The following is an 18,259-nucleotide window of genomic DNA, read 5'->3' on the forward strand; positions in this document are numbered from 1 at the left end:
ATGCCTCATGTCATTGTCGAATATACGGCCAATCTGCGCGCCGATGCCCGCATTGGCGAGCTTCTCGCCACGATCAACAACACGCTGATTGCGCAAAGCGGGGTGTTCCCAATCGGCGGGATCCGTTCGCGGGCGATCGCGCTGGACGACTATCGGATTGCCGACGGCAGCGGCGACGATGCGTTCGTCCATGTGACACTGAAGATCGGCGCGGGTCGCGACGAGGCGACGAAGAAAAAAGCATGCGATGCGCTGTTCGCGGCGATCGACGCCCATTTTGCTGCGCTGTTCGCCACGCGCTATCTGGCGTTGTCGCTGGAGGTGGTCGAATTCAGCGAAGCCGGCACCTATAAGCATAACAACGTCCATGCGCGGTACCGCCGTGCGTGAGCTTGACCTCCTTCTGAATCCTGGACGCCGCATGGAAGAGACCCTCATTGAGCACATTGCGACGCAGTTGGACGAGGCCGAGCGTTCGCGCACGCCAATCCGGCAAATTTCGCTCGAATATCCGCAGATCACCGTCGAGGACGCCTATGCGATTCAGCGCACATGGGTCGCCAAGAAGCTGGCGCGCGGACGCATGGTCAAGGGGCACAAGATCGGCCTGACATCCAAGGCCATGCAGTACTCGTCGCAGATCGACGAACCGGACTATGGAACGCTGCTCGACGACATGTTCTTCGGCGAAGGCTCGAGCGTGCCGATCGATCGGTTCATCGTGCCACGCGTGGAAGTTGAACTTGCGTTCGTGCTGGGTAAGCGACTCAGCGGTCCGGCATGCACACTGTTCGACGTCTACGACGCGGTCGACTACGTGATTCCGGCGCTGGAGATCATCGACGCGCGCAGTCACGCGATCGACCCGGACACGAAGCGCCCGCGCAAGGTGTACGACACGATCGCGGACAATGCCGCGAATGCCGGCGTGGTGCTCGGCGGCCGGCCGGTCAAGCCATGCGACGTCGACCTGCGCTGGGTTGCTGCGATCATGTCGCGCAACGGTACGATCGAGGAAACCGGCGTGGCCGCAGGTGTGCTGAACCATCCCGCTAACGGCGTCGCGTGGTTGGCGAACAAGCTGCATCCGTTCGACGTCGCGCTGGAGCCAGGCCACGTGGTACTCGCCGGCTCGTTCACGCGGCCGTGCCTGGCTTGCAAGGGCGATACATTCAACGTCGACTATGGACCGCTTGGCGCGATCTCGTGCTACTTCGGTTGACCGAATTGGCCGGCAATGTCTTCGCGCCGCGTACCGTAGCGCGAGCATGACTACGCTGGACAGCCGCACGTAAAGCCAATTCAGCCATTTTCTAGAGTCGACTTCTTTCAATTCTTGCAATTATCGGTCGCAAACACGTGGACGCTCGACAAGTGAGGAAAAAATGAGAGCAAGTATGGCGGTGGTAGGGGCATTGAGTGTGGCGGTGGCGGCGTGCGACGGTAGCCAGGTGTCGCCCACGGTTATCGCGGGTCCGTATTCGGGAACCTGGAACGGACAGTCCGCCCGGATCCTGGTGCTGGACGACGGTCGTTTCTATGTGCGATACATGAAGGCTGACATACCGAGTGCGCTGGCCGGCGTGGTCGCGGGCACGATCGCATCGATCGACGGGAAAGTCGCCCAGGGCAGCGGCATCGACTACAACTACGGCGAGCCGGGCGTGACGGCGCTGACCTGGAGCGGCATGTACGCGGCTGGCCAAACGATCGCGGCTAAGGCGTCCTATGCGGACGGCAGAACGGCGCAACTGAATGCGCGCTACGATTCGCACTGGGCCCGGGCGACGTTGGTGGCCGCGACCGGCAGCTTTTGCGGCGTGGGGATGACTCACCGGGGAACACAAGTCGATTTCGATGCCGTGCGCTTCACCGTGGACGCCAAGGGGGAAATCGCCGGCCTGGCACAGCAGTGTCAGTTTTCTGGTACGCTCGCGCCGCGCGTGTCCAGTAACGTCTATGACGCGACGCTGAATTTTGATGGCGGTGCCGGTTGCGCCTACCCGAATACTCCGGCAAGCGGGTTCGCCATGATGCGCGATACGCAACTGGAAATATTTGTCCAGACTCCCGATAAATCCAGCATTCTGCTCGTCATGGAAAAGCAATAGTGGGGTCACGTGCCCGCCTGTACCCGATCCAGGCGTGGCGGCCCGACGTACACCGACAGCGGCGCCGATTGTTGCGACGATGATTCACACTGCGTGTCATCTGGGACGCTGGAAAAACGCGGCGGTTTATGCTATTCTCCCTCGCTTTAAAGTGAGAAGGGTGTCCCGGTTGACCTGTTCCGGTGTTCCACCGCTTCTCATCGCGCCCGCCTGCGCGTTTGCTTCCCCCCGTATTCCCTGAGGGCCCGCCATCGTGCGGCCAGCGCAGTTGTAGTCCGGTTTTCCGGGCGCGTCAATACGGCTGTGGTGTCCATTGGGCCTCTCCGTGTCGACGCGTCGTTGCGTAAGCGGGGGGTGGGAAGTGGCGATGCAAGGCGACAGGGCGATGAACGTATTGAACCAGCCAGGGACAACATGACCACGATTGTTATCAAGGAAAACGAGCCGTTCGAAGTGGCGATCCGCCGCTTTCGCCGGACCATCGAGCGCAATGGCCTGATCGCTGAGTTGCGCGAGCGCCAGTCGTACGAAAAGCCGACGGCTGTGCGCAAGCGCAAGAAGGCCGCCGCGGTCAAGCGCCTGCAGCGTCGCCTGCGTAGCCAGCAACTGCCGAAGAAGCTCCACTAAACGGCTTGCCGGTCCGCCCCCAGGCGCATCGCATCGATTCAAACGGCCCATGTCCACCGGACATGGGCCGTTTGTCGTCTGGGCGTCGATGATGTGGGGTCCGAGGTGTGGCGGTCTGGCGTTGCCGATGGCGAAATATGTCGGAGCCGAGGTGAGGGCGCGCCTCGTACCGCCGGCCGGAGATTCGGTTGATGGCGCGTTGCACCTGGCGTCGATGGCCGTTGCACAATCGTCGAGCGTGCCGCGTTGAAGTGACGTTAAAGTGGTATGCTTTAGCGCGTTTCGCGCGCGGCTCGCCCGCGCGCCATGCGTGCATGGCCGTATCGCGCCGGCGTGCTTTGCTCTCAGTGACCTATCTATGTACCAAGTCATTGCCACTGATCTGGACGGCACGCTACTCGATAGCGATCACCAGGTCGATCCGTTTACTGTCGCCACGCTGCAGGAGTTGCAAGCGCATGGCCTGCATTTCGTGATCGCAACCGGGCGGCATTTCCGCGACGTGGCAGGGATCCGCGACCGGCTCGGCATCCGGCCGTATCTGGTCACTTCCAACGGCGCGCGTGTGCACGATGCGCGGGACAACCGCCTCCACGCGCACGACCTACCCCCGGATATCGTCAAGCAACTGGTGGCGCCCCATATCGCCGGCACGCACGGCCGTGTCATCGTCAACTTGTTTGTCGACGATGCATGGCTGATCGATCGCGAAGCGCCTCAGCTGTTGGCGTTCCATCAGGATTCCGGATTTCGCTACGAGGTGGCCAACCTCGCGACACATGATGGTCAAGGAGTGGCGAAGGTACTGTACATCGGGGATGCCGCTGACCTGGGCGTGGTCGAGCGTAACCTGGCTTGGCATTTCGGTGATGCGTTGTACGTGACGTATTCGCTGCCCGATTGCCTCGAGGTGATGGCCGCCAGCGTGTCGAAGGGACGTGCGCTGGCATTCGTGCTCGAGCAGCTTGGCCTACCCGCCGAACGGTGCATTGCGTTCGGCGACAACATGAATGACATCGACATGCTGGAGTCGGTCGGACACCCGTTCATGATGGGCAACGCCAATCCCGGATTGATCGCGCGGCTACCCCATGTCCCGTGCATCGGCAACAATTTCGAGGCCGGTGTCGCCCACCATTTGCGCGCATTGTTCGCGCCGCAGCGCGAGTATCAGGGCCTGCGCACCGGCAAAACATGGAGCGACTGCGGCAAGCCGCCCAAATGGATCGCGGGCAAGAACCGTGAGCGTTTCTTAATCCCGTGACGCCACGCGGGCGCCTCTGTCAGCCGGTCGCGACCTTGCGCAGCATCGGCTGGCGCGCGCCGCGTGCCAGCGACGCATACGCGTCGACGTAATGCTGTGCCATGATCCGCGCCGTGAAGCGCTGCTCGAAGCGCGCGCGGATTTGTTTGCGAGACAGCGCCTCTACCTGCGACAACGCGGTTACCGCGCCGTCGACATCTTCGCAAATGAAGCCGGTTACGCCGTGCTCGACCACCTCGGGCACTGAGCCGCGGTTGAAAGCGATCACCGGCGTGCCACATGCCATCGATTCGATCATGACCAGCCCGAACGGCTCGCACCAGTCGATTGGGAACAACAACGCCTTCGCACCGGACAAGAAAGCCGGCTTTTGTGCTTCGTTGATTTCGCCAATGAACTCGACATCGCCGAGTGAGAGCAGGGGCTCGATTTCGCTCTTGAAGTATTCGCGATCGACCTTGTCGACCTTGGCGGCGATTTTCAGCGGCAGACCGGCCTGTGCGGCGATGCGGATCGCGTGATCGACGCGCTTTTCCGGGCAGATGCGGCCCAGGAACGCCAAGTACGTCGGCTTGATGTCGGTTTGCGGCACGAGCAGGCTTTCCGGTAGCCCGTGATGGATGGTATCGACCCACCCAGCACGCGGTAGCGGCCCGCGCTGCGAATCCGAGATCGAAATGACGTGTGCCTGCGGGAAGCTGTCGAAGATCGGTTGCAGCTCCGGCAGGTCTAGGCGTCCGTGAAGCGTGGTGACGAACGGGGTGTCGATCTGCGAGAACAGGGGAAACGGCAAATAATCGAGGTGAAAATGCAAGATGTCGAACTCGTGGGCCACGCGGCGCACCTGTTCAAGCATCAATATATGCGGCGCCATCCAGTCGCGAATGGACGGGTCCAAGCGCAATGCGCGGGGCCATGCCGCTTCAAGGCGTGCCGAAGTACGCGAATCGCCGCTCGCGAACAGTGTCACATCGTGCCCCAGCTCCACCAGCCCTTCCGTCAGGTATGACACCACGCGCTCGGTGCCTCCATAGAGTTTGGGCGGCACGGCTTCGTGCAGCGGTGCGATTTGTGCGATACGCATTGCGTGCTCTCCTTACGAAAAATCGCCCTGCGCCTCGTTAAAGGCGCTGCGTGTGGGCAACGCGGAAAAAATCGGCGAATCGGGCTGCCGGCGTGCCGCAGTCGCGGTCAGCCCGACGGATCGCGACATCGCGATCGGAAGTTTCATTATCGAGGCGAGAGCGAGGAATTCGAGCAATTTTTCAAACCCTTAATATTGTTACAGCACGAAACATCGGCATAACATTGCATTCCGATTTGCACCGCGCTCGTGTAGGAAATTTGTACGTTGTCACCATGACGGACCGATGCCCCGCTACTTCGACCTAGGCAGGCCGTTTTTCTATGGGCGGCATGTGGCGGTGCACCCGCACGGTCACCGGTCTTACTGCTTGCCGTTACCGGCTATCGGCACGTTTCGTCATATGGGCGGTTGGACGGCCTGCAGTTCGGCTTGTTGCGGGGGCGGCGGCATCATCTGCCGTGACGCGCGTGCGGGGCAAATTTCGGGCTTTGACTTTTTACGCTGTCTCACCCAATGCGTTGCCTCGTATCCGCTTCCTGTTCGTCAGGCCAGCGCTTTGCCGGGCGCACGAAAAAAACCAGAACGGCAAAGCCGCTCCGGTGATTTCCTCAATAGAGAGGCAAGGATGGCGACGATTTGCCGCGGGCCGGTGTGTCAGCCGACAAAGGCTTTCTCGACCACATAGTGGCCCGGAGCCGAATTGCTGCCTTCGGTGAAGCCCATGCCATCGAGCAGTTGCCGTGTGTCGCGCAGCATGTGCGGGCTGCCACACAGCATGATGCGGTCGTTGTTGACCGAGAACGCCGGTACGCCGAGCCGCTCGAACAATTCGCCCGTTTCAATCAGCGCCGTGATGCGGCCGCGATTCTGGAACGGCTCGCGCGTCACGGTCGGGAAATACATCAGTTTGTCGCGGATCAGCTCACCAATGTGCTCATGCTGCGGCAAGTGCTCGGTGATGTACTCCTTATACGCAAGTTCGTCGACGAAACGGCAGGTATGCGTGAGCACGATCTTCTCGTAGCGATCGTAGACGTCCGGATCCTTGATAACCGACATGAACGGAGCCAGGCCGGTGCCGGTGGATAGCAGCCACAGCGTCTTGCCAGGCAACAAGTTGTCGACTACCAGCGTGCCGGTCGGTTTCTTGCCGATGTAGATTGAGTCGCCCACCTTCAGGTGCTGCAGCCGCGACGTGAGCGGGCCGTCCTGCACCTTGATACTCAAGAACTCGAGGTTTTCCTCGTAGTTCGCGCTCGCCAGGCTGTACGCGCGCAGCAGCGGTTTGCCATCCACCTCCAGACCGACCATCGTGAACTGACCATTATCGAACCGAAAGCCCGGGTCGCGCGTGCAAGTGAAGCTGAACAGCGTGTCAGTCCAGTGATGCACGCTGAGAACGGTTTGTTGAGTCAGGTTGCTCATGGTGTCTCGATCGGATCGATGGCCGTCGGGCCCGGCACGCGCGACGGTCCGGCCAAAATATTGAATAAGAGGCTATTTTACCGCGTTACGGCAAATTTATTCGATATTCGGACAAGGGCGCGCCGATAGCGGCGGTGACGCACGCCGCGCGATGGGTCCCTGTCTCCATAGCAACCACGCGGCTGCGCCGCTTAACGCCGATACGGCTTAGATTCCGCGTACAGCCGATCGAACTCGGCAGCATAGGCGCTGGTTAGGGCGGGCGCGCCACGGAACACGTTAAAGTTCTCGGCGTTCTTGCGATCACCTGCTCGCGTGAAGTTCATCGAACCGAACGCAACCAAGTCATCCACGACGATGAACTTGTGGTGCATGATTGGATACTGGGAGTCGATTCGCACGTCGATACCTGCATTAGACAGGTACGTTGCCCCGCTGTATTTTCCGGTTTCGTTAGATTTGTCCAGCACCACTCGCACTTGCACGCCACGCACCCGCGCATTGCGCAGCGCCTTGGCAATCTCGGGCGACGTGAACGCGTAGCCGGCCAGCCATACGCGGCGCTTTGCGCCGCCGATCAGCGCTGCGACCGCTTCGCCGGCCCCGCCGTTGGGCGAGAAATACGTGTCAACAGTCGCCTTGTCGAGACGCACCGGCGCTGCATCAACAAACGATGTGGCGCACACGAGCACCACGAAGGCATAAAACAACTTTTTCATGGGCGGCAATTTTAGCCGGATATCGGTCGGCATATATCGTTTTTGCGAAATAGCCTAAGTCGGCGCGATGCAGAAGTGGGGGCCCGGACGGCGATGGCGCAGTGGAACTGGCACGGCTCCGCGCGCCGGCATGAGCCAAAAACAGATCTTGCAATGGCTCGCGCGATATCTGATGCTCAGGTATCGCGACAAGATAAGATTGTCGTGCTGTTGGACGGTCAACCACAGGAGCCGAGCATGAAACGACCTTTCTTTCGCGGTTGCCGCCGCGCGTTCACGTCATCTGTCTTCAAGGGCGCACTCGCGTTGCCGTTGGGCGCGCTGATGTCTCAAGCCCGTGCGCAGTCCAGGCCGAACGCGCATGAATACCTTAGTCAGCAGCCTGTGCTCCAGGACGCACCTCGATTGACGGATGCGGTGATGACCGAACATAACCTCATCCTAAAAACCCCTGCACCGCGAACCCGATCGAGTCTCGCTCGGCAGCTCGCAGAAGGGGGCGTAACGGCAGGCAGTACGATTCTCGTGCACTCGTCCCTCAGCTCGCTTGGGTGGGTCGCAGGCGCAGCCGTGGCCGTCATTCAAGCGCTGATGGACTGCATCGGGCCTAACGGGACGCTGGTCATGCCAACACACACTGCCCATCTGACCGATCCTGCAGAATGGGAAGCGCCGCCCGTGCCCTCCAATTGGGTGGAGACCCTGCGCGAGGAAATGCCGGCGTACGATCCGGCGACAACGCCAACTCGCAATATGGGTGCCGTGGCTGAGCTGTTTCGTACTTGGCCCGGCGCCCGCCGCAGCTTGCACCCCACCTGCTCGTTTGCTGCAATCGGGCCGCGAGCCGATCAGATCACAGCCGACCATGCACTCGAGAGCCCGCTGGGTGAAAGGTCACCCTTGGCCAAGCTTTATGACGCAGACGCCTGTGTTCTCCTTCTGGGCGTAGACTTCGACGTTTGTACGCTGCTCCACCTAGCGGAGCAACGGGCGTGGCCGAACAGACCGAAAACGCGGGAAGGCTCGCCGATCCTCGAGAACGGTGTCAGGCGGTGGGCAGTCTACGAGGCTCCTGCCCTTCTCGACTCCGAACATTTCCTGCCAGTGGGCCGGGCAATGAAAGACCGCGGGGCAGTCAAGACATTCAGCGTGGGTAATGCGCGCAGCATGCTCTTTTCTGGTCGTGAGGCGGTTGACTTTGCGATCCACACTTGGAAGGGCCAACTCCCTCCTGGCTAATCGGCCACGGTGGACTCGGGCGCCGCCACCATGGACCGGCTGCTGCATGACGTGCGCGAACAATAATCCGCTACCCGGCTGCCTCTAGGTAGTCCAGCCGCAGCCGCGCCATGTACGGCAAGTGGTCCGATAACCACGCGGTGCGGGGCGCGGGCTCGAGCCATTGCACTGGCGTGACGCCCCGCACGAACATCTTGTCCAGCGCCAGCGCGGGCGAGAATGCAGGAAACGTCTTGCCGGCCTCGCCCAGCGTCGAGGCCACCTCACGCAAACCGATCTCGGCAAATAACGGCTCTGAGTCGTTCTTCCAGTCGTTGAAATCGCCGGCGAGCACCAATGGGCCGGTTGCGGCTTCGCGGGCAATCCAATGCGCGATCCAGTGCATCTGGCGCAATCGCGACTGGCGGGTGAGCGCCAGATGGACGCATAGCAGCGTGACCGGCGTGTTGTAAAGCGTGGCGCGCGCCACCAGCAAACCCCGCTTTTCGAAGCGGTGCGCGGAAATGTCCCAGCGCCCGCCCAGGTCGAGCGGATGCGGCGACAGGATTGCATTGCCGTGTCGCCACGATGGCTTGAACACGTTTGGCCCGAGCGTCAGCTGCAAGCGCAATGCTTGCGCTATTTCGGTAGCCTGGCATTGCCATACGTCAGTGAGCGCGCCCTGCAGTGGCTCGCCGAAGCCATTACTGGCCAGCACGGGCGCAGGCATCCGGCGCGCCATGGCCTCCTGCAGGAAGTACACGTCGGCCGGCGTTGCCTGCATCCAGCGTTGCATCGATTGCCATGCTTGCAGGCCGAGCGGCGAGCGGCCCTTGTGCAAATTCCAACTGACGGCAATGAATTCCTTGTCGCCGGTGCACGGCACGCTAGGCAAGGTATCGTCGGGTCGCATCGCTCGACCATCTTCACGCGAGTTCATCACCCGCTCACTGGTCCACGATGCTCGCCTGTACGCGATAGATGAGTTGCGGGCCATGGTCCACCAGCTTCCACGATACCGTTTGCCCGGGCGGCACGACCAGGCCGGGATGGACAGCGGTGACTCGGCGCGGCTGCGGTGGCAGCGCACAACCGTCGGCGCTCTGCGCGGCACGCGGATCCTCGAAGATCTCCTGCACGTCCAGCGACAGGACTGCCTTGTCGCCGTCGACGTGGGTCGGCGACACGGTCAGCGTGCGCGATAACTTGATGTTGGTCACCGGTTGGTTCTGGCAGCCGCTCTCATGCACGACGCTGCGCTTGTGCGTCTGCGACTTCGCTTGGCCGACCGTGGTCGTTGCGCCAAAATGGTCGACGCTGCGCCCATCCTGCACGACTTCAACATCCCAGCGCACCTTCGGCGGGCCATCCTGCGCGTATGCCATGGCGGCGGCCGAGGCCAGCAGCACGCCTGTGGCAAGGGGACGAAGAGCATTCAACAGACTTGTCATAAGGGATTCCGACCTGGATCGCCACGATGGGTTCATGCTCCGCACGGCGCCCAAGTTCTGCATGCGCGAAACAGTCATGATAGCGGGGTTTGGCCACGCGCGCGGGCACGACGCGGCGTTGGCAGCAGCGCCGCGCGACTGCTAGCTTGCACAACTTATTGACGCCGATACACTGAATTGGCGCCGCGCGGGGCGGCATGGCAGCAGAGGAGGTGAATATGACTACCGCTATGGTCAGGCAGGAAATCGCGGTGGCGGCATTCAAGCCGATCTATGACTTAACCCAGGTCGAGACGGCCTTGCATGACTTGTCCGATGGCGCCAGCGAGGCGCTGCGAAGCACCTACGAGAAAATGCTGAAAGTTGGCGCATTGCGCTTTTGCGTCAAGCCCAACCGGTTGCCGTCAATCGATGCGCTCCTTGACGAGTCCCCGAACTTTAACGAGCCGCTGGAGGACGTGCGCAAGCAGATTGCGCTGGTGGCCGAGACCGACGACAGGCTCGAACTGATGCCCATGCTCCTGCTGGGCGAACCCGGCATCGGCAAGACGCACTTTGCCCGGCAACTCGCGCGCCTGGTCGGCACTGGCTATCACTATGTCGCGATGAGCTCGCTCACGGCGGGCTGGATCCTGTCCGGGGCGTCATCGCAGTGGAAAAACGCCAAGCCAGGCAAGGTCTTCGATGCGCTGGTCAACGGCGCTTATGCGAACCCGCTGGTGCTGGTCGACGAAATCGACAAGGCCGGCGGCGATGCACAGTACGATCCACTCGGCGCGCTGTATGCGCTGCTCGAGCACGACACCGCGCAGTCGTTCATCGACGAGTTTGCCGAAGTGCCCATCGATGCATCCAGTGTTCTTTGGGTGGCCACGGCCAACGACGTGCATCGCATTCCGGAGCCGATCCTAAACCGGATGAACGTCTATGAGATCCCGGCGCCGGATCGCGATGGCGCGCGCCGTATTGCCCAGTCGATCTACTCGGAGATCCGCGAATCGCACGCATGGGGCGCGCGTTTTCCGCCAGCGCTCGAAGAGGCGCCGCTGGACGTGCTGTCCACCTTGTCGCCGCGCGCGATGCGGCGCGCCATCGTACACGGCTTCGGCAATGCGCGGCTGGCGGGGCGCAATGCGGTGAGCGCACACGACGTGGTACTCGATCGCCACGCACACAGACGCTCGATCGGTTTCTGACGCTGCCCGGGCCGCGCGCCGCGCGGCGGCTAGAGCAGCCGCACGAGCAGCGAGCCCAGCAGCGTCAACAGCAGCGTTGACATGAATGGCAACGGCAGGCGGCGGTCGCGCCAGCTGAGCGTGAAGTCCCCGGGCAAGCGACCGATGCCCAGGCGGGCGAGCCAGGGCCAACTCGCGCTAAGGATCGCGGTTGCAATGAAGGTGGTGAGCAGCCAGCGGAACATGGATAGGCCAGCCTCAGGGGGTCACAGGGTCACAGCATGTGCGAACGGTCGCCGCGCTCAAACGCGTCCAGTGCGCCATCAAAGCCACGGCAAAACGCGATTACTTTGAACAGTTCGCCCATCTCCGCCTCGGACAGCAGCTTCTGTACCGCATTGGCCGCAGGCAGGAAGCGGGCTGGGTCGGCCGGATCCAGTTGCGCAAGCGAGTCCGTAATGCCCGCGTTCATCAGAAAGCGCGCTTGCGACGTGTATCCGAGCAAATGCGCGCCCGCGTCGCGGGCTGCCTGCCCGATGGCGCTGAACTGCACATGCGCGGTGATGTCCTGCAAGCCGGGGTAGAGGAACGGATCGCCGTGTGCGCGGTGCCGGTAGTGGCACATCAGCGTGCCCTCCGTGCGCTGCGGATGGTAATACTCAGCGGCCGGGAAACCATAGTCGACGAACAGCGCGGCGCCGCGGCCGAGCGCCGAGCACACAGTGTGCACAAACGCGGCTGCCGCTTCGTGTGTCTCGGTCACGTAGTCGTGCTGGCCAGGGACGCACGCCAGTGTGGCCGGCACAGCGGTGGCGGCCAGGGGTCGGTCGGCGAACACAAAGCGACTCGCATCCGCCACGGCGACGCCGCGTTCATGCCAGCAGCCATCCTGCCGCGCGAACAGCCGCACCGGCATGGCGTCCAGCACCTCGTTGCCGACGATCACGCCATCCACGCGCTCGGGCAGCGCATCGATCCATTCGACGCAGGAGGCGAACTGCGGTGCCGTCTGCGCAATGCACTCGCGCTGACGCGCGCGCAGCTCGCCGGACAATTCCACGATCGTGTAGCGCGTGCACCCGACACCGAGCGCATGCAACGTGCGCAGCAGGCCGGCGGCGAACTTACCGGTTCCCGCCCCGAATTCGACGACATGACGCGTGCCAGTGGCGCCGAGCACGTCGGCCACCGGCTTGGCGAACGTCTGCGCAAACAGCGGCGAGAGTTCCGGCGCCGTGATGAAGTCGCTACCGTCGTCGGGGCCGCGGCCGAACTTGACCGAGCCGCCGCTGTAGTAACCCAGGCCCGGTGTATAGAGCGCGAGTTCCATGTACCGGTCGAATGGCAGCCAGCCTCCGGCCGCGCAGATTTGCTTGGCGATGTGCTGCACTAACGCGCGCAAATGGGCGAGCGCGGTATCGCCAGGAACAGGTAAACTATCAGGTTGCGTCGTATTCGGCTTCATTCCGGCATTGTAAATGAGCGACCCGTCGTGCGCCGGTCAGCATCCGGCTTCCCCCTCTTGTGCGCCGCCCGCGCGCCGTGCCGCACTGGTAACCGGCGCGGCACGGCGCATCGGCCGTGCGCTGGCGCTCGGCATGGCCGCGCGAGGCTGGGACATTGCACTCCACTACCATACGTCCGAGGCCGACGCGCAGTCGCTGGTCGCCGACATCCAGGCGCTGGGCCGGCGTGCTGTCGCGTTGCGCGCCGATCTGGCCGACGAGGCGCAGGTGCGGCGCCTGGTGCCTGATAGCATCGCCGCGCTCGGGCGCATCGAATGCGTGGTGAACAACGCGTCGCTGTTTGACGAGGATACGGCAGCCACGTTCGGATACGGCAAATTGCTGAACATGACGGCGATCAATGTCGGCGCGCCGCTAACGCTTGCGCGGGCACTGCACGAATCGATGCCGGAGGCGGCGCGCGACGACGAGACGTTGCGCGGCTCGGTCATCAACGTGCTCGACCAGAAGCTATACAACATGAATCCGGACTATCTGTCGTATACGTTGACGAAAGCCGCGCTGCAGGCGGCCACCGTGGCGCTGGCCCAGGCGCTCGCGCCGAAGCTGCGGGTCGTGGCCGTCGCGCCCGGACTTACGCTGCGCTCCGGTAGTCAGACCGATGAAAGCTTTGTCGACGCGCATCGGCGCACGCCGCTTGGACGCGCATCGACGCCGGCCGACGTGGTCGAGGCGGTGTGCTACCTGGCCGACGCGCGCGGTGTGACGGGTGCGACGCTGCTGGTCGATGGCGGCCAGCACCTCGTGCCGTCGCCGCGCGACGTGATGTTTATGACGGGTGCGTGAGCGCGATGCGTGCGTGCCTACTGCCGGGCCGAGCCGTGTCGCGCGGCCACTGCCCCCACTTTTGACTGGATCGCCCATGCTCTCCGCCCTTTCGCACCCGAGCCTCGCAGACTGTCGACGCCTGTTCCTGCGCAACTACGAGATTTACATCAACATTGGCGTGCATGATTTCGAGAAACGCGCCGAGCAGCGCGTCATCGTCAACATCGACCTGTTCGTGCCGCTGGCCGAATCGACGCCGCGCGCCGACAAGCTGGCCGAAGTCGTGGACTACGATTTCATGCGCTCGACCATTGCCCAACGGGTCTCGCGCGGGCACGTCCATTTACAAGAAACGTTTTGCGATGACGTTGCCGCCGCGATGCTGGCGCATCCGAAAGTGCGAGCGGTGCGCGTATCGACCGAGAAGCCGGACGTCTACTCCGATTGCGAGTCGGTGGGCGTCGAAGTCATCCGTATCAAGGAAGCCTGACATGCATGCACCCGAGACCGGCGTGCGGGTCTTGACCCGTCGCGAGCAGAAACAGGCCTACGAAAACAACAAGCTGTTCAAGCGGCTGGCCCGGCAGACCGGCCAGGCCATTGCTGACTACAACATGATCGAGGCCGGCGACAAGGTGATGGTCTGCGTGTCCGGCGGCAAGGACAGCTATGCGTTGCTGGACATCCTGCTGCGGCTGCGCGAGCGAGCGCCGATCGATTTCGACATTGTCGCGGTCAATTTAGATCAGAAGCAGCCCGGGTTTCCCGCGCATGTGCTGCCCGAGTATCTCGCGGCACGCGGCGTGCCGTTTCATGTCGAGAATCAGGACACGTACAGCATCGTCAAGCGCCTCGTGCCCGAGGGTAAGACGACGTGCTCGCTGTGCTCGCGGCTGCGGCGCGGCATCCTATACCGCGTCGCGGGTGAGTTGGGTGCGACCAAAATCGCGCTTGGCCACCACCGCGACGATATCCTGCAGACCGTGCTGCTAAACATGTTTTACGGCGGCAAGCTCAAGGGCATGCCACCGAAGCTGCAGTCCGACGATGGCAAGCACATCGTGATCCGGCCGCTTGCCTATGTGAAGGAGCATGATTTGGAGAAATATGCGCAATTGCGTGAATTTCCGATCATCCCATGCAATCTGTGCGGCAGCCAGCCGAACCTGAAGCGCGCCGAGATGAAGACGTTGCTGCAGGAATGGGACAAGCGCTTCCCCGGACGGGTGGACAACATGTTTAGTGCACTGGCCGACGTCGTGCCGTCGCACCTGATGGATCATCGGCTGTTTCCGTTCGCCGAGCTACGCGCGACGGGCGTGGCCGATCCGCACGGCGACATCGCGTTCGACGACGAACCCTGTGCCACGCCCGACAGCGGCACCGTGCCGATCGTGCCATTGGACGCGCTGTGAAGCCGCAACGCTGGCACGCTATGTGTGGGTTGCACGACGGAATGCAGTAAGCCCGATGCTAAAATCGGCCCTTCAAGACTCGTTGGACGTTGACGCCGTGAATATCGTCATTCTTGCAGCCGGCATGGGCAAGCGCATGCATTCCGCGCGGCCGAAGGTGCTGCATTCACTGGCTGGCCGGCCATTGCTGTCCCATGTCATCGACACGGCGCGCGCGCTGGCGCCGAGCCGGCTCGTCGTGGTGGTCGGGCATGGCGCCCAGGCCGTGCGCGAGGCTGTCGCCGCGCCCGATATCCAGTTTGCCCTGCAGGCCGAGCAACGGGGTACCGGTCACGCGGTTCAACAGGCGCTGCCGTTCATCGATCCGGCACTGCCCACGCTGGTGCTGTACGGCGACGTGCCGCTCACGCGCGCCTCGACGCTGCGGCGCCTGGCCGACGCGGCAGCCAACGGCCGCTATGGGGTGCTGACCGTCACGCTGGACGACCCGCACGGTTATGGTCGCATCGTGCGTGATGGCGCCGGACGCATCACACGGATCATCGAGCAAAAGGATGCCGCCCCGTGGCAACGGGAAATCCGCGAGGTCAACACGGGCATCGTCATCTCGCCGAGCGGGCGGCTCGACGTGTGGCTGAGCGCGTTGACCAACGACAACGCGCAATGCGAGTTCTACTTGACCGACGTCGTCGAGCGCGCGATCGAAGACGGTGTCGAGGTCGTCGGTGTGCAGCCGGACGACGTGTGGGAGACGCTCGGCGTGAACAGCAAGCGACAATTAGCTGACTTGGAGCGCGTCTACCAGCGCAACGAGGCACTGCGACTGCTGGACGCTGGCGTCACGGTGACCGATCCGTCGCGCATTGACGTGCGCGGCACGCTGGCGTGCGGCACCGAGGTGTCGATCGACGTCAACTGCGTGTTCGAAGGACAAGTCGTGCTTGGTGATCACGTCAGCATCGGGCCGAACTGCGTGATCCGCGAGGCGACGATCGCCGCTGGCACGCGCGTGGACGCGTTCACGCATGTCGACGGCGCGCACGTGGGCGAGAACGTCGTGCTCGGCCCGTATGCGCGACTGCGTCCCGGGGCTGTGTTGTCCAGCGACGCGCATGTGGGCAACTTCGTCGAGGTCAAGAACGCAGTGCTCGGGCAGGGCGCGAAGGCCAACCATTTGAGCTATATCGGCGACGCCGACGTCGGGGCGCGTGTGAACATCGGTGCCGGGACAATCACCTGCAACTATGACGGCGCGCACAAACATCGCACCCTGATCGGCGATGACGTATTCGTTGGCTCCGATACGCAGCTTGTCGCACCGGTCGTCGTGGGTTCGGGCTCGACCATCGCAGCTGGCACCACCGTCTGGCGCGACGTGCCCGCCGGGGCACTGGTGTTGAACGAGAAAACGCAGGTCGCGAAGCCAGGGTACGCGCGACCGACCAAGAAAAAGGTCTGAATGCACGGCGCCCGATAAGACGGCCCGACGCTCACCCTCCATTTTCCACGGACAAACATCATGTGCGGCATTGTCGGCGCGGTAGCGCAACGTAACATCGTCCCGATCCTCGTCGAGGGGTTGCGACGTCTCGAATACCGCGGCTACGACTCGTGTGGTGTGGCCGCCATCGTCGATGGCACCGCCCGGCGCGCCCGCAGCGTATCGCGCGTGACGGACCTTGACCAGCAAATCCGCGACACGCAATTGGCCGGCGAAACCGGCATCGCGCATACGCGCTGGGCGACGCATGGGGCGCCGGTCACGCACAATGCGCATCCGATCTTCTCGCACGACACGATTGCGCTGGTTCACAACGGCATCATCGAAAACTATGAAACCCTGCGTGAAGGCTTGCGCGCGAGCGGTTACGAGTTCGTGACGCAGACCGACACCGAGGTCATCGCCCACCTCATCTACAGCCTGTATCGCGGTGACTTGTTCGCCGCCGTGCGCGAAGCGGTGAAGCAATTGCATGGCGCCTACGCGATTGCTGTGTTCTCGAAAGACCAGCCGCATCGGGTATGCGGCGCGCGCGCCGGCTCGCCGCTGGTGGTCGGGCTGGGCCAACAGGAGAACTTCCTGGCCTCGGATGCGCTCGCGCTGGCGGGCAGCACCGACCGCTTCATTTTTCTCGAGGAAGGCGACGTGGTCGAATTGACGCTGGACGGCGTGCGGATCGCGGACCGCGACGGCGGCCTCGTGCAGCGGGAGATACGCACCGTCAACGCGTATGGCGGCGCGGTGGAGCTTGGACCGTACCGGCACTTCATGCAAAAGGAGATTTTTGAGCAGCCGCGGGCGATCTCCGACACGATGGCGCAGACCGACGCATTCGATCCCGAGCTGTTCGGCGCTGGCGCCGGTGACGTGTTCCACGGGATCGACAGCCTGCTGATCCTTGCGTGCGGTACCAGTTACTACTCCGGCTTGACGGCAAAGTACTGGCTTGAATCGATCGCGAAAATCCCCACGCAAGTCGAGATCGCAAGCGAGTATCGCTATCGTGACTCCGTGCCGAACCCCCGGTCACTGGTCGTAGTGATTTCCCAGTCCGGCGAGACGGCGGACACGCTCGCCGCGCTCAAGCATGCGCAGGCGCTCGGACACGCACATACGCTGGCGATTTGCAACGTGGCGAGCAGCGCGATGGTACGGCTCACTGCGCTGCGCTTGCTGACGCACGCGGGCACCGAAATCGGCGTGGCGTCGACCAAGGCGTTCACCACGCAGCTCGTTGCCCTGTTCGTGCTCGCGGTGACGCTGGGGCGGCTGCGTGGGCATGTCGACGCGAGTCTTCAGGCGCATTACCTAAAGCAGCTGCGGCACCTGCCGGCGGCGCTCAATAGCGTGCTCGCACTCGAGCCGCAGATCATCGCGTGGGCAGAGGAATTTTCGCGCAAGGAAAACGCGCTGTTCCTCGGCAGGGGCATGCATTATCCGATTGCGCTCGAAGGCGCGTTGAAGCTGAAGGAAATCTCGTATATCCACGCCGAGGCGTATCCGGCCGGCGAACTCAAGCATGGACCACTCGCACTGGTGACCGAAGCAATGCCAGTGGTCACCGTCGCGCCGAACGATGCGCTGCTGGAAAAACTGAAGTCCAATATCCAGGAAGTGCGCGCACGGGGTGGCCAGTTGTATGTGTTTGCTGACGCGGATACGCGAATCGTCAACGATGAAGGCTTGCATGTGATCCGGATGCCCGAACATTATGGGTTGCTATCGCCGATCCTGCATGTGGTGCCATTGCAATTGCTCGCGTATCACACTGCCTGCGCGCGCGGCACCGACGTGGACAAGCCGCGAAATCTGGCTAAGTCGGTGACGGTGGAGTAAGGGAGGATGGAGGACACCAGTGCCGGCGCGGCGTGTGCCGCACGCGCCGGATCGATCGCCGCTGCGCTGCATGGCGCAGATTGACCCATGGCTAAAAAACGGGGAATATCGCGCAACGGCCGGCCTGTCTCGCTTC

The 18,259-nt window shown here is 62.8% G+C and carries 19 protein-coding genes and 2 pseudogenes; 13 read left to right on the plus strand and 8 right to left on the minus strand.

Going from position 1 to position 18,259, the window contains the following annotated elements:
- From KPG66_RS00800 to KPG66_RS00825, 6 genes and pseudogenes are all read left to right on the plus strand, one after another.
- The gene (locus KPG66_RS00800) at positions 1-390 is read left to right on the plus strand and encodes a 5-carboxymethyl-2-hydroxymuconate Delta-isomerase (protein ID WP_013433997.1); all 390 of its coding nucleotides are present in this window, start codon (positions 1-3) and stop codon (positions 388-390) included.
- Positions 391-421: 31 nt separating this feature from the next.
- Positions 422-1,222, plus strand: a complete 801-nt coding sequence (hpaH, locus tag KPG66_RS00805) for a 2-oxo-hept-4-ene-1,7-dioate hydratase (protein WP_041753980.1) — start codon at positions 422-424, stop codon at positions 1,220-1,222.
- Positions 1,223-1,385: 163 nt separating this feature from the next.
- Positions 1,386-2,111, plus strand: coding sequence for a hypothetical protein (locus KPG66_RS00810; RefSeq protein ID WP_237069737.1), 726 nt, complete (start codon positions 1,386-1,388; stop codon positions 2,109-2,111).
- A gap of 414 nt (positions 2,112-2,525) precedes the next feature.
- Entirely contained in the window at positions 2,526-2,738 is a 213-nt protein-coding gene (gene rpsU / locus KPG66_RS00815) for a 30S ribosomal protein S21 (protein WP_041752963.1), read from the plus strand.
- A gap of 358 nt (positions 2,739-3,096) precedes the next feature.
- Positions 3,097-3,894 (plus strand): annotated as a pseudogene (locus tag KPG66_RS00820) (Cof-type HAD-IIB family hydrolase); the annotation flags it as partial.
- A gap of 30 nt (positions 3,895-3,924) precedes the next feature.
- Positions 3,925-4,002, plus strand: a pseudogene (locus tag KPG66_RS00825) (H-NS family nucleoid-associated regulatory protein); the annotation flags it as partial.
- 19 nt (positions 4,003-4,021) lie between these two features.
- Here the strand turns inward: KPG66_RS00825 and KPG66_RS00830 are convergent.
- From KPG66_RS00830 to KPG66_RS00845, 4 genes are all read right to left on the minus strand, one after another.
- A complete protein-coding gene (locus tag KPG66_RS00830) occupies positions 4,022-5,086 on the minus strand; it encodes a glycosyltransferase family 4 protein (protein ID WP_013434003.1) in 1,065 nt (354 codons plus the stop codon).
- A 12-nt stretch (positions 5,087-5,098) separates the two neighbouring features.
- Positions 5,099-5,263: a hypothetical protein gene (locus KPG66_RS00835; protein WP_237069738.1), complete on the minus strand. Its 165-nt coding sequence runs from the start codon at positions 5,261-5,263 to the stop codon at positions 5,099-5,101.
- Between the two features lie 480 nt (positions 5,264-5,743).
- Positions 5,744-6,514, minus strand: a complete 771-nt coding sequence (locus KPG66_RS00840) for a ferredoxin--NADP reductase (protein ID WP_013434004.1) — start codon at positions 6,512-6,514, stop codon at positions 5,744-5,746.
- A gap of 191 nt (positions 6,515-6,705) precedes the next feature.
- A complete protein-coding gene (locus KPG66_RS00845) occupies positions 6,706-7,233 on the minus strand; it encodes a phospholipase D family nuclease (RefSeq protein WP_041753982.1) in 528 nt (175 codons plus the stop codon).
- A 237-nt stretch (positions 7,234-7,470) separates the two neighbouring features.
- Here KPG66_RS00845 and KPG66_RS00850 point away from each other — a divergent pair, with 237 nt between their 5' ends.
- Entirely contained in the window at positions 7,471-8,472 is a 1,002-nt protein-coding gene (locus KPG66_RS00850) for an aminoglycoside N(3)-acetyltransferase (RefSeq protein ID WP_232509315.1), read from the plus strand.
- 70 nt (positions 8,473-8,542) lie between these two features.
- On the opposite strand, the gene KPG66_RS00855 is transcribed toward KPG66_RS00850, so the two are convergent.
- Positions 8,543-9,364, minus strand: a complete 822-nt coding sequence (locus KPG66_RS00855) for an endonuclease/exonuclease/phosphatase family protein (RefSeq protein ID WP_041753984.1) — start codon at positions 9,362-9,364, stop codon at positions 8,543-8,545.
- Positions 9,365-9,398: 34 nt separating this feature from the next.
- Positions 9,399-9,902, minus strand: coding sequence for a hypothetical protein (locus KPG66_RS00860; protein ID WP_237069739.1), 504 nt, complete (start codon positions 9,900-9,902; stop codon positions 9,399-9,401).
- 218 nt (positions 9,903-10,120) lie between these two features.
- Between KPG66_RS00860 and KPG66_RS00865 the strand changes: the two genes are divergently transcribed.
- Positions 10,121-11,098 carry an AAA family ATPase gene (locus tag KPG66_RS00865; protein WP_237069740.1) on the plus strand — a complete coding sequence of 326 codons (978 nt, stop codon included), beginning with the start codon at positions 10,121-10,123 and terminating at the stop codon, positions 11,096-11,098.
- Between the two features lie 29 nt (positions 11,099-11,127).
- Here the strand turns inward: KPG66_RS00865 and KPG66_RS00870 are convergent, their stop codons facing one another.
- Together KPG66_RS00870 and KPG66_RS00875 are read right to left on the minus strand one after the other, a co-directional pair.
- Positions 11,128-11,322: a DUF2905 domain-containing protein gene (locus KPG66_RS00870; RefSeq protein ID WP_041752965.1), complete on the minus strand. Its 195-nt coding sequence runs from the start codon at positions 11,320-11,322 to the stop codon at positions 11,128-11,130.
- Positions 11,323-11,351: 29 nt separating this feature from the next.
- On the minus strand, positions 11,352-12,542 hold the full coding sequence (locus KPG66_RS00875) for a class I SAM-dependent methyltransferase (RefSeq protein WP_237069741.1): 1,191 nt from the start codon (positions 12,540-12,542) through the stop codon (positions 11,352-11,354).
- Positions 12,543-12,555: 13 nt separating this feature from the next.
- On the opposite strand from KPG66_RS00875, the gene KPG66_RS00880 reads away from it, so the two are divergent.
- From KPG66_RS00880 to glmS, 5 genes are all read left to right on the plus strand, one after another.
- Complete coding sequence (locus tag KPG66_RS00880) at positions 12,556-13,389, plus strand: SDR family oxidoreductase (RefSeq protein WP_013434012.1); 834 nt, start codon at positions 12,556-12,558, stop codon at positions 13,387-13,389.
- Between the two features lie 76 nt (positions 13,390-13,465).
- Positions 13,466-13,861: a dihydroneopterin aldolase gene (locus KPG66_RS00885; RefSeq protein WP_237069742.1), complete on the plus strand. Its 396-nt coding sequence runs from the start codon at positions 13,466-13,468 to the stop codon at positions 13,859-13,861.
- A 1-nt stretch (position 13,862) separates the two neighbouring features.
- Positions 13,863-14,786 (plus strand): tRNA 2-thiocytidine(32) synthetase TtcA, encoded by a 924-nt coding sequence (gene ttcA, locus KPG66_RS00890; RefSeq protein ID WP_237069743.1) that lies wholly within the window; start codon positions 13,863-13,865, stop codon positions 14,784-14,786.
- A 97-nt stretch (positions 14,787-14,883) separates the two neighbouring features.
- Complete coding sequence (gene glmU, locus KPG66_RS00895) at positions 14,884-16,245, plus strand: bifunctional UDP-N-acetylglucosamine diphosphorylase/glucosamine-1-phosphate N-acetyltransferase GlmU (protein ID WP_237069744.1); 1,362 nt, start codon at positions 14,884-14,886, stop codon at positions 16,243-16,245.
- 60 nt (positions 16,246-16,305) lie between these two features.
- The gene (gene glmS / locus KPG66_RS00900; protein ID WP_237069745.1) at positions 16,306-18,123 is read left to right on the plus strand and encodes a glutamine--fructose-6-phosphate transaminase (isomerizing); all 1,818 of its coding nucleotides are present in this window, start codon (positions 16,306-16,308) and stop codon (positions 18,121-18,123) included.
- Positions 18,124-18,259 lie beyond the last annotated feature (136 nt).

Source organism: Mycetohabitans sp. B2, assembly GCF_021733735.1.
Taxonomy (GTDB): Bacteria; Pseudomonadota; Gammaproteobacteria; order Burkholderiales; family Burkholderiaceae; genus Mycetohabitans; species Mycetohabitans rhizoxinica.